The organism is Atlantibacter sp. (assembly GCF_032062175.1).
Classification (GTDB): Bacteria; Pseudomonadota; Gammaproteobacteria; order Enterobacterales; family Enterobacteriaceae; genus Atlantibacter.
In genome coordinates, this window is the sequence record NZ_DAMBQK010000016.1 from 45,895 (window position 1) to 67,182 (window position 21,288).

At 58.3% G+C, this 21,288-nt stretch carries 20 protein-coding genes; 6 read left to right on the forward strand and 14 right to left on the reverse strand.

What is annotated here, in order from left to right:
* Positions 1 to 333 precede the first annotated feature (333 nt).
* From treZ to glgX, 3 genes are read left to right on the forward strand one after another with little or no spacing between them, the layout of a single operon-like run.
* Complete coding sequence (treZ, locus tag RT120_RS14580) at positions 334 to 2,118, forward strand: malto-oligosyltrehalose trehalohydrolase (RefSeq protein ID WP_312983625.1); 1,785 nt, start codon at positions 334 to 336, stop codon at positions 2,116 to 2,118.
* A complete protein-coding gene (gene treY, locus RT120_RS14585) occupies positions 2,118 to 4,661 on the forward strand; it encodes a malto-oligosyltrehalose synthase (RefSeq protein ID WP_312983627.1) in 2,544 nt (847 codons plus the stop codon). Before treZ ends, treY begins: the two co-directional genes overlap by 1 nt.
* A 50-nt stretch (positions 4,662 to 4,711) precedes the next feature.
* Positions 4,712 to 6,787 (forward strand): glycogen debranching protein GlgX, encoded by a 2,076-nt coding sequence (glgX, locus tag RT120_RS14590; protein ID WP_312983628.1) that lies wholly within the window; start codon positions 4,712 to 4,714, stop codon positions 6,785 to 6,787.
* 44 nt (positions 6,788 to 6,831) lie between these two features.
* Here glgX and RT120_RS14595 read toward each other — a convergent pair whose 3' ends face one another.
* Both RT120_RS14595 and RT120_RS14600 read right to left on the reverse strand, forming a co-directional pair.
* Positions 6,832 to 7,734, reverse strand: a complete 903-nt coding sequence (locus tag RT120_RS14595; protein WP_312983630.1) for an EamA family transporter — start codon at positions 7,732 to 7,734, stop codon at positions 6,832 to 6,834.
* A gap of 160 nt (positions 7,735 to 7,894) precedes the next feature.
* Positions 7,895 to 8,101, reverse strand: coding sequence for a hypothetical protein (locus RT120_RS14600; RefSeq protein WP_409515055.1), 207 nt, complete (start codon positions 8,099 to 8,101; stop codon positions 7,895 to 7,897).
* Positions 8,102 to 8,447: 346 nt separating this feature from the next.
* Here RT120_RS14600 and nanR point away from each other — a divergent pair, with 346 nt between their 5' ends.
* The 3 genes from nanR to RT120_RS14615 all read left to right on the forward strand — a co-directional run bounded on the left by nanR (position 8,448) and on the right by RT120_RS14615 (position 11,814).
* A complete protein-coding gene (gene nanR, locus RT120_RS14605; protein WP_312983632.1) occupies positions 8,448 to 9,239 on the forward strand; it encodes a transcriptional regulator NanR in 792 nt (263 codons plus the stop codon).
* Positions 9,240 to 9,360: 121 nt separating this feature from the next.
* Entirely contained in the window at positions 9,361 to 10,263 is a 903-nt protein-coding gene (gene nanA / locus RT120_RS14610; RefSeq protein WP_312983634.1) for an N-acetylneuraminate lyase, read from the forward strand.
* A gap of 60 nt (positions 10,264 to 10,323) precedes the next feature.
* Positions 10,324 to 11,814, forward strand: coding sequence for an MFS transporter (locus RT120_RS14615; protein ID WP_312983636.1), 1,491 nt, complete (start codon positions 10,324 to 10,326; stop codon positions 11,812 to 11,814).
* Here the strand turns inward: RT120_RS14615 and RT120_RS14620 are convergent.
* The 12 genes from RT120_RS14620 to RT120_RS14675 form a co-directional block, all read right to left on the reverse strand.
* Positions 11,811 to 12,686 (reverse strand): MurR/RpiR family transcriptional regulator, encoded by an 876-nt coding sequence (locus tag RT120_RS14620; RefSeq protein ID WP_312983637.1) that lies wholly within the window; start codon positions 12,684 to 12,686, stop codon positions 11,811 to 11,813. The two genes, RT120_RS14615 and RT120_RS14620, sit on opposite strands and share 4 nt — an antisense overlap.
* 22 nt (positions 12,687 to 12,708) lie before the next feature.
* The gene (gene ccdB / locus RT120_RS14625; protein ID WP_312983639.1) at positions 12,709 to 13,014 is read right to left on the reverse strand and encodes a type II toxin-antitoxin system toxin CcdB; all 306 of its coding nucleotides are present in this window, start codon (positions 13,012 to 13,014) and stop codon (positions 12,709 to 12,711) included.
* A 1-nt stretch (position 13,015) separates the two neighbouring features.
* Positions 13,016 to 13,234 carry a type II toxin-antitoxin system antitoxin CcdA gene (ccdA, locus tag RT120_RS14630; protein ID WP_312983641.1) on the reverse strand — a complete coding sequence of 73 codons (219 nt, stop codon included), beginning with the start codon at positions 13,232 to 13,234 and terminating at the stop codon, positions 13,016 to 13,018.
* A gap of 50 nt (positions 13,235 to 13,284) precedes the next feature.
* A complete protein-coding gene (nanQ, locus tag RT120_RS14635) occupies positions 13,285 to 13,755 on the reverse strand; it encodes an N-acetylneuraminate anomerase (RefSeq protein WP_312983643.1) in 471 nt (156 codons plus the stop codon).
* A 3-nt stretch (positions 13,756 to 13,758) separates the two neighbouring features.
* On the reverse strand, positions 13,759 to 14,625 hold the full coding sequence (gene nanK, locus RT120_RS14640; RefSeq protein ID WP_312983645.1) for an N-acetylmannosamine kinase: 867 nt from the start codon (positions 14,623 to 14,625) through the stop codon (positions 13,759 to 13,761).
* A complete protein-coding gene (locus RT120_RS14645; protein WP_312983647.1) occupies positions 14,622 to 15,311 on the reverse strand; it encodes an N-acetylmannosamine-6-phosphate 2-epimerase in 690 nt (229 codons plus the stop codon). The genes nanK and RT120_RS14645 overlap by 4 nt, the downstream gene beginning before the upstream one ends.
* Positions 15,312 to 15,432: 121 nt before the next feature.
* The gene (locus RT120_RS14650) at positions 15,433 to 15,909 is read right to left on the reverse strand and encodes a tellurium resistance protein TerW (protein WP_312983650.1); all 477 of its coding nucleotides are present in this window, start codon (positions 15,907 to 15,909) and stop codon (positions 15,433 to 15,435) included.
* A gap of 138 nt (positions 15,910 to 16,047) precedes the next feature.
* A complete protein-coding gene (locus RT120_RS14655) occupies positions 16,048 to 17,004 on the reverse strand; it encodes an HpcH/HpaI aldolase/citrate lyase family protein (RefSeq protein ID WP_312983651.1) in 957 nt (318 codons plus the stop codon).
* Positions 17,004 to 18,083: a cysteine protease StiP family protein gene (locus tag RT120_RS14660; protein WP_312983654.1), complete on the reverse strand. Its 1,080-nt coding sequence runs from the start codon at positions 18,081 to 18,083 to the stop codon at positions 17,004 to 17,006. The genes RT120_RS14655 and RT120_RS14660 overlap by 1 nt, the downstream gene beginning before the upstream one ends.
* A complete protein-coding gene (locus tag RT120_RS14665; RefSeq protein ID WP_312983656.1) occupies positions 18,076 to 18,855 on the reverse strand; it encodes a hypothetical protein in 780 nt (259 codons plus the stop codon). The genes RT120_RS14660 and RT120_RS14665 overlap by 8 nt, the downstream gene beginning before the upstream one ends.
* Complete coding sequence (locus tag RT120_RS14670; RefSeq protein ID WP_312983658.1) at positions 18,848 to 19,969, reverse strand: phosphoribosyltransferase domain-containing protein; 1,122 nt, start codon at positions 19,967 to 19,969, stop codon at positions 18,848 to 18,850. Before RT120_RS14670 ends, RT120_RS14665 begins: the two co-directional genes overlap by 8 nt.
* Positions 19,962 to 21,038, reverse strand: a complete 1,077-nt coding sequence (locus RT120_RS14675) for an ATP-grasp domain-containing protein (protein WP_312983660.1) — start codon at positions 21,036 to 21,038, stop codon at positions 19,962 to 19,964. Before RT120_RS14675 ends, RT120_RS14670 begins: the two co-directional genes overlap by 8 nt.
* Positions 21,039 to 21,288 lie beyond the last annotated feature (250 nt).

Here is a 21,288-nt window from a genome sequence, read left to right on the forward strand (position 1 = left end):
TAGCAAAATATATTCTGTTGATTAACTCTTTCATCTTTCTCACTTCCCGGCCGATGTCAGCGCCATCGCCCCTGCGCTGCTTTGTGACCCTCGCCCTTCACTTTTCATCCCATAGTCTATGATTGATTTTCGTATGGAACCTGGTGTCACGGTATCTGGAGACCGTTTCAATCCCCCTCTCTTTGCGGTGCCGACCTCTTCAGGACAACCTGGAGACGACCGGCCCGTGGTGGCATTCAGGTCTATTTTCGCGTTTAAGCTACTGGAGCTCGCCTCGGCGACCAACGCGCGATGGCGTGCATTGCTCACTTTCGGGTTAAACGAGGCATTGATATGGGATCGAAAACGTTTGTAAAAAGCTGGGGCAGTGAGTTTGTAACGGATAGCACCGTGCGCTTTCGCCTGTGGGCACCGGGGCAGGGCAGCATGACGCTGAGACTCAACGGCGAAGAGCTGCCAATGATGGCCGCCGATGACGGCTGGTTTGAACGTGAGGCGACCGGCGTATCACCCGGCGCAGAATACCAGTTTGTGCTCGCCGACGGGATGACGGTCCCTGACCCGGCCTCCCGCGCGCAAAAAGCCGATGTGAACGGGCCTTCGCTGGTTGTCGACCCTGACCAGTACGCCTGGCAAAATACCGGCTGGCAGGGGCGCCCCTGGGAAGAGACCGTGGTGTACGAGATGCACTTCGGTACGTTTACCCCGGAAGGCACTTACCGCGCGGCAATCGAAAAGCTGCCGTATCTTGCCGAACTCGGCATCACCATGATTGAAGTGCTGCCCGTTTCGCAGTTCGGCGGCAATCGCGGCTGGGGCTACGATGGCGTGCTGCTGTACGCGCCGCATTCCGCCTACGGCACGCCGGATGATTTCAAAGCGTTTGTCGATGCCGCCCACGGTTACGGCCTGTCGGTGGTGCTGGATATCGTACTCAACCACTTCGGCCCGGAAGGCAACTATTTGCCGCTGCTGGCCCCGGATTTCTTCCATAAAGAACGCATGACCCCCTGGGGGCCTGGCATCGCCTATGACGTGGACGCAGTGCGCCGATATATCGTCGAAGCGCCGCTCTACTGGCTGAAGGAGTATCACCTCGACGGCCTGCGCTTTGACGCCATCGACCATATCCATGACGTCCCGGAAAAACACGTGTTGAACGAGATCGCCGAACGCATTCGCGCGGAAATCACCGACCGTCCGATCCATCTCACCACCGAAGACAGCCGCAATATCATCGATTTGCACCCGCGTGATGAAAAGGGCGCTGCGCCGCTGTTTACTGCGGAATGGAACGACGATTTCCATAATGCCGTTCACGTGTTCGCCACCGGCGAAACCCACGCCTACTACGAAGACTTTGCCGAACAGCCGGAACAACACGTCGCCCGCACCCTGGCGGAAGGGTTCGCGTATCAGGGCGAGCACTCCAGGCATGCGGGTAAAACGCGCGGCGTGGACAGCACCGGCCAGCCGCCCATTGCCTTTGTTGATTTTATCCAGAACCACGACCAAACCGGCAACCGCGCTCATGGCGACCGGTTAATTGAACTGGCGGGCGCGGATCGCACCAAAGTGCTGCTCGCCACGCTGCTGCTGTCGCCGCATATCCCGCTGCTGTTTATGGGCGAAGAGTATGGCGAAACCAACCCGTTCCTGTTCTTTACCGATTTCCACGGCGAGCTTGCCAAAGCGGTGCGCGAAGGGCGCGCCAAAGAGTTTAAGGGCCATCACGGCCACGATGGCGAAGACGTGCCCGATCCTAACGCCGAGCAAACCTTTACCCGCTCGAAACTGGACTGGCACCGCCGTTGCAGCGAGCAGGGCAAACAGTGGCTGGCGCTGACCCGGCAACTGCTACAACTGCGTCAGCAATATATCGTGCCGCTGCTGGCAACCGCGCAAGGGGCTGGCGAGGTGGTGAAAACCGCGCCGGGCTTTGTCGCCGTGTGCTGGCCGTTCCAGCAGGGCACGCTGTCGGTGGCGCTGAATATCGGTGAAAACACGCAACCGCTGCCTGATTTGCCTGGCGAGACGATTTTCGCCTGGCCGAACGTGGCAAATGACCTGCCGCAAAATTCCATTATTGTCCGCCTTGCTTCGGGAGAGGCTAACTGATGATCCCAACCGCGACATATCGTATTCAGTTTCGCAACGGCATGACCTTCGACCGCGCCGCTGCGCGGGTTCCTTATCTTAAGCGGCTGGGTATCAGCCATTTATATGCCTCGCCGATATTTACCGCGACTTCGGGGTCGACCCACGGCTATGACGTTACCGACGCCAATGAAATCGACCCGTCTATCGGCGGGCGCGAAGGGTTCGACCGCATGGCGAAAGCCCTGAAGGATGCCGGGCTGGGGCTGATCCTGGATATCGTGCCGAACCATATGGCGACATCGCTGGAAAACGCCTGGTGGCGTGATGTGATCGAGCATGGCGAAAACAGCCGCTATGCCCGTCATTTCGATATCGACTGGACGCGCCGCCTGACGCTACCGTTCCTCGGCGATACTTTCGAAGCGGTGCTGGAAAGCGGCGATATCCGCATCCAGGCCGATCCGCAAACCGGCAAACCCGCGCTGGCGTATTTTGAGAACCTCTATCCGCTGACGCCGGAGAGCTGGCAGGGCCGCGAGCAGGACGTGCTGAACCTGACCGATAAAGCGGCTATTGCTGAAATGCACGAGCGCCAGCCGTACCGCCTGATGTCCTGGCGGGATGCGCCGCGCGAGCTGTCATTCCGCCGCTTCTTTGAAGTCACCGGGCTGGTGGGGATGCGGGTGGAAGACGACGCGGTGTTTGACGACACCCACCGCCTGATCCTTGAACTGGTGCATTCCGGGGCGGTGGACGGGCTGCGTATCGACCACGTCGACGGGCTGGCCGATCCCAAAGCCTATGTGGAAAAACTGCGCCAGCAGGCCGGGCCGGACTGCTATATCACCGTGGAGAAAATCCTTGGTAAAGGCGAGCATCTGCCTCAGGACTGGCCGATTTCCGGCACCACCGGGTATGAGTTTATTTCGTCACTATCGGAAGTGCTGGTGGACGACGAGCAAATCGCCGCGCTGCGCAGCGTCTATGACAGCGTGGCGGGCCAGCCGGTAGATATTAAAGCCGAGCTGCGCGCCGCCAAACTGCTGATGGTGGATCGCAACTTCGAAGGGGAGTTCACCCGGCTGCTTAACCTGGCGGTCAACATTGCCGAAGCCGATAGCGTGGCGCTGGACGAACCGACCCTCCGGGCGGCGCTGCGCGAATTGCTGATTGCTTTCCCGGTGTATCGCACCTACGGCACGCTCCAGGGGATGCCGGACGAAGGGCAGGAACTGTTAGCGAAAATCGTCGATAAGGTGAAAACCAGCGAGTTTGCGCCCGATCCGGCGGCGCTCGATTTCCTGACCCGTATTCTTCATGGCGAGGTGTCCGCTGGCGCGTCGGCGACCGCCGGGCACTTCCGCACCCGCTTCCAGCAGCTAACCGGCCCGCTGATGGCGAAATCGGTAGAAGATACGCTGTTCTTCCGCCAGAACATGGGCCTGGCGCTCAACGAAGTCGGGGCCGAGCCGGTGCAGCGCGCGTTTTCGCTCGACCGCTTTCATAAAGAGATGAAAACCCGGCTGGCGCGCCAGCCGGATGCGATTTCCAGTACCTCGACCCACGATACCAAACGCGGCGAAGACGCCCGCGCCCGGCTGTATACGCTCACCGAAGCGCCGCAACTGTGGGACGAATGCTTTGCCCGCTGGCGGCAGATGAACCAGACCAAAGTGGTGTTCCTGAACGACGGCACCGCGCCGCGCGGCGTGGATACCTGGATGCTGTACCAGGCGCTGGCGGGCGTGTGGCCTGCCATGCTGCATCCGCAGGATGCAGCGGGTATCAACGCGCTGAAAGAACGTTTCCTGGCGTTTGTCGAAAAAGCGCTGCGCGAAGCCAAGCTGCGCACCGACTGGGTCGACAGCAACGAAGCCTACGAAAACGCAGTGCTCGACTACGCCCGCCATATGCTGGACCCGGCGAACCAGGCATTCTTGCAGGATTTTTGCGACGGTTTGCAGCCGTTTATCCGTGCGGGCCTGGTCAACAGCCTGACCCAGACGGTGATTAAGCTGACCGCGCCGGGCGTACCGGATATCTATCAGGGCAGCGAGGCGCTGAATTTTAGCCTGGTTGACCCGGATAACCGCCGTGACCCGGATTTCGCGGCCCTCGAACGGATGCTGGAGGATGAACGGCCCAACTTCAGCGCTGAAGAGAACTGGTTCAGCGGCCAGGTGAAGCAGCGGGTTATCGCCCGGGTGCTGCATTTGCGCCAGCAAAAACCGATGCTGTTCCGACGTGGCGACTATTTGCCGCTCGCGGCATCCGGCAAGCGGGCGGATAACGTCATCACGTTTGCCCGGATACAGGACGACGACGCGCTGATCATTATCGCCCCGCGCCTGGTGTTTGGCGCGCTGCACGGTGGCCTGGAATTGCCCCATACGGAACTCTGGACGGAGACGGAAATCCCGTTGCCGGAACAGCTGGCTCACTGCCGCTACCGCGACATTCTTAGCGGAAAAGAGATCTTACTGACGGATCGTATCGACCTTAATTCAGTCGATTCCTGTTCATCCGTGTTGTTGCAACGGGTTAACTCCACAGACAGATAAAACGTTAACCGCTGCATTTGCTGAAATTTCTGGTTTCAAGAGAGGGATTCATGTCTAAAGGTAAACCGTTTGAAATCCTGGCGGGGCACGGCCATCAACTCGGCGCCAACTACGATGGCGAGGGCGTGAACTTCGCGATTTTCTCGGCCCATGCGGAACGTATCGAGCTGTGTCTCTACGATCCCACCGGCAACGTTGAAATTGCCCGGCGCGATCTGCCGGAATGTACCCACGAGGTGTGGCATGGCTACGTGCCGGGCCTGAAGCCTGGCGCACTGTACGGCTTTCGCGTCCACGGCCCTTTCGACCCTGAGAATGGCCACCGCTTTAACCCTAATAAACTGCTGATCGACCCCTACGCCCGGGATCTGGTGGGCGACCTTGAGTGGAACGAAGCCCATTTCGCCTACGATCTGTATCACGACGATAAAGATCTGACCTTCGACGAGCGCGACAGCGCGCCATTTACCCCGAAATGCCGGGTTATCGATCCCAATGAATTTAACTGGCACGATCAGAACCGCCCGACCGTTCCGTGGCCGAAAACCGTGATCTACGAAACCCACGTCAAAGGGTTTACCCAGCTTAATTCCGCGCTGCCGGAAGAGATGCGCGGCACCTACGACGGCATGAGCCATAAATCTACCGTTCAGTACATCAAAAGCCTCGGCATTACTTCAGTAGAACTGCTGCCGGTACACTGGTTCCCGGACGATCAGCACCTGTTGGATCGCGGGCTGAAAAACTTCTGGGGCTACAATTCGCTGGGCTTCTTCGCGCCTGCCTCGCGCTACTTTGGGCCACGCGGCATCCAGGGCTTCCGTGATATGGTGCGCGCTTTCCATGATGAAGGTATCGAAGTGATCCTCGACGTGGTGTACAACCACACCGCCGAGGGCAACGAACTGGGCCCGACGCTGTCATTCAAGGGCATCGACAACTTCTCCTATTACCGCACCATGCCCGGCCAGCACCGTTATTACATCAACGATACCGGCACCGGCAACACCGTGAATACCTCCCATCCGCGCGTATTGCAGATGGTGATGGATTCCCTGCGTTACTGGGCCGATTCGATGCATATCGACGGTTTCCGCTTCGATTTGGGTACCATTCTTGGGCGCGAGCCGGAAGGCTTTGACCAGCGCGGCGGTTTCTTCGACGCCATCATGCAGGACCCGAAATTGTCCCGCCTGAAGCTGATTGGCGAGCCCTGGGATATCGGCCCCGGCGGCTATCAGGTGGGCGGCTTCCCGCCAGGCTGGGCGGAGTGGAACGATAAATACCGCGACACGGTGCGTGAATACTGGAAGGGCGACAATGTCTCGACTGATTTCGCCGCGCGCCTGCTGGGGTCCGGCGATCTCTACGATCAGCGTGGCCGCCGCCCGTGGGCCAGCGTCAACTTTATCACCGCCCATGACGGCTTCACCCTGAACGACCTGGTGTCGTACAACGAGAAGCACAACGAGGCCAACGGCGAAGATAACAACGACGGCCATAACGATAACCGCTCCTACAACTACGGCGCGGAAGGCCCGACCGACGACGAAGGCATCAACGCGGTGCGCGAGCGCCAGAAACGCAACTTCCTCGCCACGCTGTTCTTCTCCCACGGTACGCCGATGCTGCTGGCGGGGGACGAGTTTGGCCGTAGCCAGATGGGCAATAACAACGGCTACTGTCAGGACAGCGAGATCTCCTGGGTGCACTGGGACAACCTGCCAGAATCCAGTGAGGCGCTGCGCGAGTTCACGCGCCATCTCATCAAACTGCGCGCCGAGCAGCCGCTGCTGCGCCGCGATAACTGGCGCGACGGCATGGTGATCGAATGGTTTAACGCCGGCGGCGGCCCGCAGCAGCCGGAGCAGTGGGACGAAGGCTCAACCCTGGGCGTGTACATTGGCCGCACCGACTTCCAGACCGAAGAGGGCATCTGGCATGACATCCTGATGCTGTTCAACCCGTTTGAAGGCAACGTACCGTTCCGCATCCCGCAGTTTGGCGAAGGCGGCTGGGTGCTGGAATTGAGCACGTCGGAGTCGGTAGAACCGGGTCTGGTGATCACCAAAGAGAAGGATTTTGAACTGGAAGGGCGCAGTATGGCGCTGTTCAGAAGGCCTTAATTTAATTCCACAAAAACCAGCCCGCGTAATGCGGGCTGAATTTTTTACGCCGGGCGCACCTTCCTGCGCGAATCCAGTGAAATCAACGCCACGGATGACAAAATCATCAGCGTGCCCAGCCAGTCTGGCAACGTAAACGAAATCCCCAGCAGCGCCAGCGACAGCAGCGCGCTACTTAGCGGTTCCGCGCAGCTCAAGATGCTGGCTTTCGGGCCGCCGATCATCTGCGCACCTTTCAGGTAAATGCTGAAGGTGAGGGCAGTACCCACGACGACCAGATAGAAAAACGCCATCAGCACGTGGCTGTTAACGGTCACGCCGTTGTGCTGGCCGGAATAGAACGGCAGCAGCGCCGCGCCGCCAATCAGCATACTCCAGCCGACGATCGGCAGCGTGCCGTACTGGCCGATAAGCTTTGACGGATAGGTAGTGTAAAACGCGGCGGCAAACGCCGAGGCGATGCCCCAGAACAGCGCGGCGCCGGATATTGACAGCGAGGTCGGGTTGCCGTGGGTGACCAGCAGAAACGTGCCGATAAGCGATGTCACCACCGCCATCATCACGTAGCGCGACGGGCGTTTTTTCAGGATAGCGGCAAACCACATCACAATGATGGTCGGCGACAGGAACTGCAAGATCGTGGCCGTGGCGGCGTTAGATTTCTCAATGGCGACCAGAAATGTGAACTGGACCAGCAGCGCGCCGAACAGGGAGAAAATAATCAGGCTGATGGCGTCGCGGCGGACTTTGAACATCGCGAAGATTTTATCACCCTGCATAAAGGAGAGCGTCAGCAGGATGAAACCGCTAAACAGCAGGCGGATCATGGTCAGAAACGGCGCGGATATCTGGCTTTGCTCCATAATGTACTGCGCGGCCACGCCGGAACTTCCCCAAAATATGGCGGCCAGCAGAACGTACAGCATCCCTTTTTTTGCGTAACTCATTTGTTTCCCGGCAGTCATGTTAATAAGCCGCTAAAGCATAACATAGTATTAATAACCGATGCTTCAACCGTAGTGCCGGAAATGCACTGCAAAGTTTGGGGGGTATTCACGATAAAACCCGCCACGGCTATTCACCGGGCGGGCTTAATAATAGCAGGGATTATTTTACGGCCTGCTGGGCATTTTCCATTGCCTGTTTTTCTGATGCGGACAGGATCGCTGACTGGCGCTGCTGTTCCGCTAAATAGCAGGTATCACGGCTAATGCCTTTAGCCTCGCAGTCAGACTGGCGCTGCGCCGCGCTGGAGCAGCCCGCGACCAGACCAACAAATGCGATACAACCCGCCATCATAATTAACTTTTTCATCATCCAACCTTATAAATAATTATCCTGATAATTCAGGTGTGAAACTAAGATAGTTTTTTAAGGTGGAAATAACCCATCGGATTAATACGAATAACCGCAAATAAATAATGAGGTTTACGCATTTTATCCGTGCGTTATTAAAATAATAACAATAATTGATAGCTAACTTTACAACGCGGTTTATCGCTTCATTTATTGTTATCTGAATAATGACAATTGCGCTGCTTATCGTGATAGCGGCAATCCCTGCGCAGAGATGCGCTGGCGCTTTCGCCACCCTTTTAAATCCGTGCTATGATGCGTTTTTATCCATAACTCCCTGTCACTGTTCATTAATACGACGTTTATGAAAGATACTGGCGATCAATCCCCAAAAGACACCTCCCATACCATCGGCAGCGCATTGCGCCGTCGCCCGCTGGCGCGCGTGAAATTGTCTGAAATGGTGGAAGAAGAACTGGAGCAGATGATCCGCCGCCGCGAGTTTTCCGAAGGCGAGCAGCTCCCGTCAGAACGCGAATTAATGACCTTTTTCAACGTTGGCCGCCCATCGGTGCGTGAAGCGCTGGCGGCGCTGAAGCGCAAAGGGCTGGTGCAGATTAATAACGGCGAGCGCGCCCGCGTATCCCGGCCCTCCGCCGATACCATCATCAGCGAACTGTCCGGCATGGCGAAAGATTTCCTGGCGCATCCCGAAGGCATCGGTCATTTCGAGCAGTTGCGCCTGTTCTTTGAATCCAGCCTGGTGCGCCATGCCGCCGGGCACGCCACCGATCGGCAAGTCGAACGGCTGGCGAAGGCGCTGGAGCTTAACAGCCAGTCGCTGGATGACAACGCCGCGTTTATCCGTTCAGACGTTGAATTCCACCGGGTACTGGCGGAAATCCCCGGCAACCCGATCTTTATGGCGATCCATGTCGCCCTGCTTGACTGGCTGATCGCCGCGCGCCCCACGGTGCCGGATGATGAGCTTTATCAGCATAATAACGTAAGCTATCAGCAGCATATCGTTATCGTCGACGCGATCCGCAATCGCGATCCCGATGCGGCGGATCGGGCGTTGCATGACCATCTCAACAGCGTTTTCGCTGCACGTCACGCCTTCGAGCAAAGCAAAAAATCCCGCAAGAAAACGTAACGATCGTTTAGTGAAGTAGATCCCATTCTGAATCTTTCCCCCGAAAGTGGCGCTTTTTCGTTCTGGTATAACAGGTATAAAGGTATATAGTTACGTCACATTCATCATTCATGAGGTTGCTATGTCCGCCACATTAAAAGGGGTAATGCCCGCACTGCTTACGCCGTTTGATCAACACCAGAGACTGGATACCGAGAGCCTGCGCCGTCTGGTGCGGTTCAATATTGACCAGGGGATCGACGGGCTGTATGTCGGCGGTTCAACCGGCGAAGCCTTTGTCCAGAACATCGCTGAGCGCGAAGAAGTGCTTGAAATTGTTGCTGAAGAAGCCAAAGGGAAAATTACGCTGATTGCCCACGTCGGCACCGTCAGCACCGGGGAAAGCCAGCAACTGGCCGATGCCGCCAGCCGTTACGGCTTCGATGCCGTCTCAGCGGTCACGCCGTTTTACTATCCGTTCAGTTTTGAGGAGCATTGCGATCACTATCGCGCGATTATTGATTCTGCAAATGGATTGCCGATGGTGGTGTATAACATTCCGGCGCTCAGCGGCGTGAAGCTCAGCCTGGATCAGATCAATACGCTGGTGACGCTGCCTGGCGTTGGCGCGCTGAAGCAGACCTCCGGCGATTTGTACCAGATGGAGCAAATCCGCCGCGCGCATCCGGATTTGGTGCTTTACAACGGCTATGACGAAATTTTCGCATCTGGCCTGCTGGCGGGGGCTGACGGCGGTATCGGCAGTACCTATAACATTATGGGCTGGCGCTACCAGGGCATTGTGAACGCGCTGAAGGAAGGGGACATCGCCCAGGCGCAGCGCTTGCAGACCCAGTGTAACGACGTCATCGACCTGCTGATTAAAACCGGCGTGTTCCGCGGCCTGAAAACCGTGCTGCACTATATGGACGTGGTGGCCTCGCCGCTGTGCCGTAAACCGTTCGCGCCGGTGGATGAAAAATATCTGCCTGAACTGAAAGCGTTAGCGCAAAAGCTCCAACAAGAAAAACAACAACTGAAATAAAAAACCGGATGCCGGAGCCATCCGGCACCTACCCTACAAGACGCGTTTCGGGAGACTCATATGAGTATCACTACCCAAAATATCCCGTGGTATCGCCACCTCAACCGGAGTCAGTGGCGGGCATTTTCCGCCGCCTGGTTGGGGTATTTGCTTGATGGTTTTGATTTTGTCCTGATTGCCCTGGTACTGACCGAAATTCAGGGAGAATTCGGTTTAACGACGGTGCAGGCCGCCACCCTGATCTCCGCCGCATTTATTTCCCGCTGGTTCGGCGGCCTGATGCTGGGCGCAATGGGCGACCGCTATGGCCGCCGACTGGCGATGGTGTCGAGTATTGTGCTGTTCTCGGTGGGGACGCTGGCCTGCGGCCTCGCGCCCGGTTACACCACCATGTTTATCGCCCGGCTGGTGATCGGCATGGGAATGGCGGGCGAATACGGCTCCAGCGCGACGTATGTCATTGAAAGCTGGCCAAAGCATCTGCGTAACAAAGCCAGCGGCTTTTTGATTTCCGGGTTCTCGGTCGGCGCGGTGGTCGCGGCGCAGGTGTACAGCCTGGTAGTCCCGGTCTGGGGCTGGCGCGCGCTGTTTTTCATCGGCATTCTGCCGATTATCTTCGCCCTGTGGCTGCGTAAAAATATCCCTGAAGCCGAAGACTGGAAGCAAAAACACGCAGGCAAAGCGCCGGTGCGCACTATGGTGGATATTCTCTATCGCGGCGAGCATCGCGTCCTTAACGTACTGCTGACGATTGCAGCGGCAACCGCCTTGTGGTTCTGCTTCGCGGGCCAGTTGAACAACGCGGCGATTGTGGCGGTGCTCGGTTTGCTATGTGCGGCGATTTTTATCAGCTTTATGGTGCAGGGCAGCGGCAAGCGCTGGCCGACCGGCGTAACGTTGATGGTAGTAGTGCTGTTCGCGTTCCTCTACTCGTGGCCGATTCAGGCGCTGCTGCCGACTTATCTGAAAACCGAACTGGCCTACGATCCGGCCACGGTAGCGCGGGTACTGTTCTTTAGCGGGTTCGGCGCGGCAGTGGGCTGTTGCGTGGGCGGTTTCCTGGGCGACTGGCTCGGTACTCGTAAAGCCTACGTCTGTAGCCTGCTGGCGTCTCAGCTATTGATTATCCCGGTGTTTGCCATCGGCGGCGCCAACGTCTGGGTGCTGGGCCTGCTGCTGTTTTTCCAGCAGATGCTCGGGCAGGGGATCTCGGGAATTCTGCCGAAGCTGATCGGCGGCTACTTCGATACCGATCAGCGCGCTGCCGGGCTGGGCTTTACCTACAACGTTGGCGCGCTGGGCGGGGCGTTAGCGCCGATTATTGGCGCGCTGATTGCCCAACGCCTTGATTTGGGGACGGCGCTCGGTTCGCTCTCCTTCAGCCTGACGTTTGTGGTGATCCTGCTGATTGGCCTGGATATGCCGTCCCGCGTTCAGCGCTGGGTGCGTCCTGAAGCCCTGCGCACCCACGATGCCATCGACGGCAAACCCTTTAGCGGCGCGGTGGTAAAAAGCGTAAAGCCGCGTGAACTGGTGAAAAGCAAAAGCTAAGGCTTAAGCGCCGCCATTGTCTTTAACTTATTCGCCCGGGCCTGTTCCGGGCGAGCCTGCACCAGCAGGCTGTACAGCATATCCAGCACAAATGCCTGCGCCACGCGGGTAGCCAGCGAGTCGCCCTGTAATTCTCCCTGATGATGGCCATTAATGAGCGTGATATCGGCGTGTTCCAGCAGCGGCGTGGCGAGATTATGCGTCAACGCCACGGTGGTTGCGCCGGCGGCTTTCGCCAGCCGTAACGCCTTTACCGTTTCCGGTGACGCGCCGGAATGGCTGATAGCGATAGCCACATCGTCGGGCCGCAGCAACGCCGCCTGCATCGCCATCTCGTGATTATCCTGCAACGCCACCGCCCGCAAGCCCACCCGCATCAGCTTGTGCTTCATCTCCTGGGCGCAGATCCCTGACGAACCCACGCCGAACAGGTACACCGTCCCGGCGTTCAGCAGCGCATCCACCGCCCGCCGCACCTGGTGCGCATCCAGCAGGGTGCGGGTTTGCGCCAGCACGCTGCTCACCGTTTCCTGAAGTTTGGCGCTGATGGCGTCCACGTCATCATCCGGCGTGATATCGGCATCCAGCATCGCATCGCTGCGAGCCAGTTCGATGGTGAGGTCGCGTTTAAAATCCTGAAAGCCGCGAAACCCCAGCAGGCGGCAAAACCGCACGATGGACGCTTCGCCCGCCTGGGTATCCTGCGCCAGCCCGGCGACGGTCAACAGGGTGACCCGCTGCGGGTTTTGCAAAATAAACTGGGCGATGCGCTGGCTGGTGCGGCTCAGGCTGCTTTGCATCGCCCCGAGGGTGGCGAGGATTTTACCGGGTTGCAGTGGCGGCATAGTGAAGGTGTCGGGTGTGTGATTCATCGCTATCCTGAACGGGTTTACGTCAGATGCCCCAGAACATCAGGTTAATCGCGTTTTTAATGTCATTTTCCCATTTGCTCAGATCGGCAACTTCCTCGCCGATGACCGCGGCCGGGACACTGGCCATATCGGTGGTCATTACCCGGTAGTGCTCATCTCCGATAGGCACAACCGGGTAAAGTTCGAGGGAAACTTTATCGGACAGTAAACGGGCGCTGGCTAATGGGATCACCATACGCCGTCCTGGCGTATCAATAATGTCACTCTGGACATCAACAAACAGACTGTAGCGGCTCTCCCGCTTGTAGCTATATACCCGGAATTGCATATCACCAGTCCCTGTTTTCGTCTGCAAAAGATCCGTTTGCGTCGATAAAGCGGGCGACTTCAGCCATGCCTTCCTGATTTTCAGTCTGCCAGCGTTCGGCACGAAGACGACGGGCTTCATTCTGCATGGCGCTATTAACCAGGCCCGAAATATTAACGTCTGCGGCTTTAAGCAACTGATAGTTATCGCTATCAATGGTAACCGTGATTCGCTGCTTCATAGTACATACTCCACATGCATACTTGTCGTATGCATGTCAGTATATACCAGTCAACCCGGGAACAGCGCATCCCGGTGCAGTTTGATCACCACTTTTTTCAGCGGTGCGCGAAGCCGGTCGTGGCAGCCGGGCTTGTGCGGTTCGCCGGGCATAAAGATGGCGAACATGCCCGGTTCCAGCGTGAGGGCCTGGGCATTGTGGATGGCGTTGCATAGCTGGTAATCCTGCTCCGGATGCCACTCCTCCAGCTCGCGCGCACTCTCTGCGATGCCGTAATGCACGGTTTCGCAGCCTTCCAGCAGCAGTTGAATATCAATATACGCGCGGTGCAGCTCGGCTTTTTTCTCCTGCGGCGGCTGGGTGGTCAGCGTCATCACGTTCATAAACAGCCGTTCGCCGTCCAGGGTGTAGCTGTCCGGCTGCTTTTGCGCCGGGTTTTCCGCCAGCGCCTGAACGATAGCGTCGTACAGCGGTTGGGCTAAGCCTGCCGCCGTTAAATGGTCGATATGGCCTGTAATCATCCGTTACTCCTTTGCGAATAAAGCTGCACCCAGTAACCCGGCGTCCTGGCGGCAGTGGGCGGGCAGCAGTTCGACGTGATAAACCGCCGGCTCCTGCGCCAGCGCGGTTTTGACGCGATCCAGATAGCCCGGCGCGAGGCCGACGCTGCCGCCAATCACCACGCACTGGCAGTCAAAAGCGGCTTTGATATCGGCGATTAAGCGTGCCAGGGTGCGGGCAGACCGTTCGACAAGCGCCAGCGCCTGGGGGTGGCCCTGCTGCGCGTGGGCAAAAATGGTTTTTGCATCCAGCCCGGCTAAATCATCGCGCGCGGCGGCGGCAATCCCTCGCCCGGAGGCGATGGCTTCCACACAGCCAATCCGCCCACAGCCGCAGCGCGGTCCGTTTGGATCGGCGAGAGTGTGGCCCAGATGCCCGGCCAGCCCGCCAGGCCCTTGTAACAGTTTGCTGTGGCTGATAACGCCGCCGCCGACGCCGGTAGAGACGGTTAAAAACACCATGTGTTCGACAGAAGCCGCCAGCGCCTGGTATTCCGCCCACGCGGCGGCCTGGGCGTCGTTCAGGGCGATGCCCGGCAGGCCGGTGATTTGCGTCAGAGTTTGGGTGAGGGGGAAGTTTTCCAGCCCGCCGAGGTTAGCGGGGTTAATCGACGTCAATACGCCATCCTGAATAATCCCGGTGGAGGCGATGGCGAAGCGCGTGGCCTGTGCGGCAAGCGGGGTGACCAGCTCGCGTAGCGCCGTCTCCAGCGCCTCGGGAGTTTTGCTGGCGGGTGTCGGCCGTTCACGGCGCGTGAGCAGGGTTAAGCCATTGTCGATCAGCGCGGCTGCCAGTTTGGTGCCGCCAATGTCTATCGCCAGGGTGGTCATTTTTTCACGTCCTGTATGGCGTCCCGGAACCACTGGCAAACGTGCTCCAGCCGGGTGATTGCCGAGCCGACGGTGACGGCGAATGCACCGTGGCGCAGCGCCTGTGCCGCCAGTTCCGGCGAGTTGTAGCGGCCTTCCGCCATCACCCGGCAGCCTTTGGCCGCCAGCGCCGAGACCAGCGCCAGATCCGGCTCTTTGGGCGTGACGTCGGTGGTATAGCCGGACAGCGTGGTGCCGATCAGCTCCGTGCCCAACTGGTGACAATGCAGGCCGTCCTCCAGCGTAGAGCAGTCCGCCATCGCCAGCAGGCCGTGCTGATGAATACGCGCCAGCAGATCCTCAACGCTTGCCGGGCGCGGTCGCGCGGTGCCGTCAAAGGCGATGATATCGGCCCCGGCAGCAGCAAGGGCGTCGACATCCTCCAGCCACGGGGTGATGCGTACCGGGAAGTCCGGCAGGTCGCGTTTGATAATGCCGATAATCGGCGCACTCACCACGGCGCGCGTAGCTTTAAGATTATCGATACCTTCAATGCGCAACCCCGCCGCGCCCGCCTGTTCCGCCGCCAGCGCCATGGCCGCGACAATCTCCGGCTTATCAAGCGGGCTGCCCGGTACTGGCTGGCAGGAGACGATGAGCCCGCCGAGGTGAGAAATGCGATTTTCCAACTGCATGAGCAATGACATGATCACTCCAATTATTGCCTAAATATGAAATTACACTCCAAATGAAGATAAAGAGCGTGCGGGAGGGCTGCAACCTTTCATACCAGGTTATGTGAAGTGGGTTGGGTTTTTGGCGCGGGGATTACTCGCCCGCTTTTTGCTCGGCTTTGATTTCGCGGATCAACCGATCGGCATATTCCCCGACGATCATCTCCACGGCTTCACTGCGGGTGATATTGCTGAGCAGCGCCAGCAGCTCGATTTTTTGCAGGATCGACATTTTCAGCGACAGTGAAACCGCTTTTTTCTTCTCTTTATCCAGAGAGACATAGCTGACGGGTTCGCTGGATTTACGCTCGGCGTTAACGTTCAGCGCTTCGCCCATGCGGCGCAGTTGTTTTTTATCCAGCAGTCCAGGGCTGGTGAGCTGGTAAGTGTGGTGCGCTTTGCTGTACTTGATTTCAGCGGAGTAAAACTCTCTGAGCTCTTTGAGCACCCGGGTCAGGGTGGGTTCAGAGCAGGCCAGCGTCGCGATGATTTTGGCGGCAGAGACAGGCTTGCCCGGCCCCAGCAGGGTGGCCAGCATATAGACTCGAGCTTGTCGCGTACTCAGTTGCATAATGAAAAACAGCCTGCGTTCAAAGTTTAAGTTCCGCATGCCAGACGACGCGGCGCAAAATCATCGCCAAACGTCCGATTACTGGCAACGTGTTCCCGGTAAAAAAATGCGTCTCGTTGTCCATTGATTGCATATTGGCTAATTTTTCACCGTGGCGGTGAGCAGTCGAACGCTGTCCTGTGCCTGCTCGCTGGCGATGCCGTAAACCTGCGCGCGGGCAAGAATACCCGATGCCCAGCGGCGATGGGTCGCCGGTTCGCACATCGCGCCCTGGGATTTAAACACCGCCTGGGTGGAGTTCAAAATACGCAGCGCATCGGCGTGATCGGTGGGCGACACCATCAGCGCCGCTTCGATCTTGCTGATTTGATTCGGATGGATCGCGGTTTTGCCTACCAGCCCGTGGGCCATATCCAGCGCCAGCTCGCGGTCCATGATCTGGTGATCGTCGATGTGCTCGCATACCGGCGCGGTCAGGGCAAAATCCCGCGAGGCGAAAACCGCCACCAGCATTTTGATCGCATAGCCCATCGGGCCGTCGTACAGCGTCTGATGGCGCGAACGACGCAGGGAAATCACGTTCATCAGATCGTTACCGCCGATACGCAGGGCGATGATCCGTGAATGACACGGGTGATCCACCAGGGTAGTGGCCAGCTCGCGCATCTGCACCACATCGAACACCTCTTCGGTTTCCAGCGTCGGCATCATACATAAGTCGGTGGGTTCAAGGATGCGCCACCAGGCGGGCAGCGAGGCCAGCGTGAATTTCGGCAGCACGAAGCCGTCAATGGCGCTGAGGTCCATCTCCTGCACCAGCCGCTCGCCCATCACGGTATCGCGCGGCCTGATAAACACCAGCGGCCAACTCGCGTTGCCCTGGGCGGCTTTCGCTTGCGTGAGTTGAATCAGCAACGCGCGTAAATTTTCCAGCGCTTGCGGAATATCGCCTTCGCTGACCGCGTCTTCCAGGCAGATCACCAGCGAGCGCAGGCCGCTGATTTTATTGTTCAGGATGGCGTCAGCAATATCGGTGCGGGTCGCGGGCATATACAACGTCGCGCCCAGACGCCAGGGTGAAAGCCGTTTATCCATCAGAGCACCTTTTTAATGATTGTGACTGCCCGATACTGGCCGATGGCGTCGCCCACTTCGGTAATGGCGATGCCTTTTTCCCGCGCCAGATAGACCAGCAGCGCCACGTCAGGATCGTCCACGGAGCGTACCAGCACATGGTCCGGCACCCGGCGCAATACCGCGCGGGTGGCTTCGGCGATGCCGGGCTTGATGCGGTTGATACTGGAAATCTGGTAGGTTTCTGCCAGCGTCTGGATGACGTGTTCGCTTTGCTGCTGAAGCTGCGTTTTTCTCGCCGCCGACAGGTCGCCGCGCGGCAGCGCACTGAAATCCAGGCGCTGGCGGTATTGCGCCACGGTGTCCACCAGCATCCGGCTGCATTCAAATTGCGCCAGGTGATCGCAAATCACACAGCCATGTAAACCTTCGGCGGACCAGATGGAGCGGGAAATCATGCCGGACACCGGCGCGCCCATAATGCCGAACGGGATCAGCCAGTCGTCATCGCTGGCGGTAAGCCACGCTTTGCCGCACGGATCGGCCAGCACCGCGAGGCGCGGCTGTTGCGGGTAGCCAGCACGATGTTGCAAACTGCGCCGCAGCTCGCCGGAAATCGCGCCTTTCCCGGTCCAGCCGTCCACAAATACAATGCCGTCGCTGCCGTGGCGCGCTTCAATCCACGCCAGCGCGGTTTCATCAATGCCCCGGTCGCGGATGATGCTAATGCCGTAATGATGGGATTCTTTGCCCATCTCGCGCAGGGTTTGATGCAGCATTACGCCCAGCGGCACGCCCGCGCGCACCAGGCTTGCCAGCACAATCGGCGTATCGCTGAAGCGTTCCGCCAGCGCCTGCGCCAGCATAACCACCTCTTTGGCTAAACGCTCCGCGCCGCGATCCAGCGCCTGGGAGAAAATATCCAGATGCCAGGCGGTGGGCTCCGGCTCCTGGCTGAGCATTTCCGAATAGTGGCGCGCGCCGGACTGGATCAACTGCTCTTTCTGGTCAACCGGCGTCATTTCCAGCTCGACCGGGTTGAGTAAAAAGTGGACGTCCTGCGCAGCGTAAGAGCCGGAAAACGGCGTGAAATCAGTCATACAGTTCTCCAAACAGCGTTTGCGTGATGCGCTGGGCAAACTGGCTCTGGCGCGGCAGGCCAAACCAGGTGCAGAGCCGCATAAAGCGGTGGTCGCTTAAGCTGTCCCCGAGGCCAATCACCGGGAAAACCCCGCGCTGCTGGCGCAGTTTTTCCAGCAGATAAGTGACCGCCAGCCCTTTTTCCACCACTGTTGGCAGCCAGGCAACGTTATTGCTGTTGCGATGGATGTAGTAACCTTCGGTGGGGAAGATCTGTTCGATTTCGTCGGCGATGGCGTTGAGTTCGTCCAGTCGGGTGCTGTCGCGGTGTTTCATGACCAGATACACCGGCACGTCGCCGTATTCGTAATTAATCCGCGCCCAGCCGTTGATATTGCGCGCCGCCATCAGCTCGGTAATCGCGCTTTGCATGGCGAGTAATTTTTCCGCATAAGGCTGTAATTTCGCCAGCATCAACGCCTTCCAGGTGTCGTCGGGCTGGCCTTGCGGGTCGAGGATCACCGCGCCGTGGGTGGTTACCGCCCACGAGCGGAACGGGATAGTGACGCGGGCGATCTCTTCGGTGCCGCGCGCGGTCACCGGGATCAGCTCGGCGTGCTCCAGCATCCAGTCCACCAGCATCGCCTGCTCTTCAGTCATAAAGCTGCGCGGCTCAAGGCTGCGATCCAGCGCGCCGGTGCGAAACGGGGCCAGATCCAGCTCATCCACCATTTTGCGGCGGGTCTGGAATAACGTGTCGTCGAGATCGGAAAAAATCACCGGTCTATTCATAGCTAATCACCTCTACGCGGGGCGCAACCTGGCGTAGCGCATCCAGCAACACCGTATCGATGCTGGTGGCGGGGGTTTCTACGCACAGCAAAATGCGGTCGAACTGCTGGTGCGCGACGTTATAAACAAAATTGGGGATGCCAAGGCCGTAATTGTCGGTAAAGGCAATGGCGGACTGGATGGCGAACCCGGTCGCGATCGGCGAGCGGGTGGTGGAACTGTATTTGACCTCAGCCCCGGCTTTTTCCAGCCGTTCCGCCAGCAAAAACGGTTCCCAGACAAATTCGCTGGTGCCCAGTACCAGGATCTTTTCACCGGCCCGGGGAAGGATATGCGCGCCCAGATCCGCCGCTGGCGTATCCATACCCAGCCGCCCCCAGCGTTGCGGGCCGGTAATCGGTACGCTGCCCGCCGCCGTGACGTTTACCGCAGGCATCACCGGAACCGGCGCATCAGGATTCGGCTCCCAGTGCCAGTCGCCCTGCACCAGCGAGACGGTAGTCACGGGCAGTGTGCAACGCCGCGCCAGCGCATCGCCGCTCCAGTCGGTGAGGGTGACCGCAACCACCTGGGTTAACTGAGACAGCCCGGCGTTTTGCAGCGCGTCCAGCAAATTAATAAACGTGTTGCCGGTGGTGGCTTCGTCGTCGATTAGCACCAGCGTACGGGCGTTTACCACCCGACGGCGCAGTTCGGCGTCGTCTGGCAGATAGATCAGGTGATCCGTGGCGTGGCTGTGGTTCTCTTTAAACTCGCACAGCAACTCACCGGGAACCGGATGGCGCGTCGAAGTCAGATACACCGGGTCCGCCACCCGATTACGCAGTTCATCAAATACGCCTGCGCCAAGCCCGACGGCGGTTTCCGCCATGCCGATAAACAGCACCGGGCCCGCATCAGGTTCGGGAAACTGCTCCGCCAGCTGTCGATACACCGATCGCATAACGCCAGGCGCAACCGGAATATGGCGGCCCAGCACTTTGCTGACGAACAAAAAGGCGCGCTTCGGATTGCGGCGCTCGGCCAGCTCAAACAGCTCGTCTACTTGTCGCATGCCGCCAGTGGGCGTCACGCGTAATGTGCCGCTGGAAAGCGTGCGGCTAAATTCACTCATGGTTATTCTCTTCGCTTAACTGATTGGCAAGCACCGGCGGGTAGCTGACCGCTTCGGTCACGGGCCTGACGATGGCGGGCGCAAAGGCGCGTTCCGCTTCATCCAGCACATCCTGCTGGCTTATCAGCCCAAGCTGGCGGAAGGCGAACAGGCCGGGCAGGTTTACGCCGCTAAACTGCGTGTAACCGATGCCGCCGGAAGGACGCATATTGATTTCCAGCAGCAGGGGTTTGCCGCTGGTGGTGTTGCGGGTTTGCACGTTGACCAGCCCATCGGCTTTCATCAGGCGCGCGCAGGCTTTTGCCAGCTCAAAGGCGTCGCCGTGGTTTTCCAGATACTGTAACGAGCCCTCTTTGCGACGGCCCACCGCCGCCAGCACGTTGCCGTCTTCTACCAGCATATCGACTGAATATTCCGGGCCGGGCAGGTAGGGCATCAGCACCAGCGGTTCGAATTCGCCGGCCTGTTCCAGGGCGCTGAGATAAAAGCGCGCGTTGACTTTGCGGCTGTCCGGGTTAATAAACTGCGCCATCGGCGAGACGCTTTCATCAAACCGCCAGAATCCCATGCCATAAATGCCTTTCACCGGTTTGACGCACAGCGATTTGCTGGCGAACGGCGAGCGGGCAATCAGCGCACGCAGCGCGTCCACCGATTCCACACGCAGGGAAGGCACCACCGGCAAACCGGCTTTTTCCATAGCGTGCGCGTATTCGACTTTGTCGTCGGCCAGCGCAAACATGGTGGGCTGGAGAGAACCGGTGGTGAGCGTTACGCCGCTAGCGGTAATTGCCGGGCGGTGGGCTTCAAACCAGGCGGCGTGGCGGCCAGTATGAATCGCCTTTACGCCCAGTTTTTTCACTGTGGAAAGGATAAACGCCAGCCGCTGGTCGGCGTCTTTCGGTTCAATCAGGGCGATATCCGCCAGGGACAAGATCTCATGGCGATCGTTACGGTGCGACGCAACTACCGTCACATCGGTCTGCTTAAGATGAGCGAACGCGCGGATGCCCTGAATCAGGTCGCGCTGGGAAGACAAGCCTTCCATTAGCCAGATTTTATTGGTCATTTTTTTTATTACCGATGGGACGGAGTTGAATGGCTACAGTTAGTTTACAAGTCTAGGAAGCGGTAAAAAAGTTGTCAATCATAATATGATCTGATTTTAGCGAGGTTTACTTCTGCGTTTTACTTCGCGTTTTGTTAAGGTTTTTCCGTAAATCATTTTGCGTTATATGTTTTTAATTTTATGAAAAATAAACAATTTACCTTTCTTTAAAAATTGGTGGGTAAAATGATCTTGTTCATTAACAGCATCA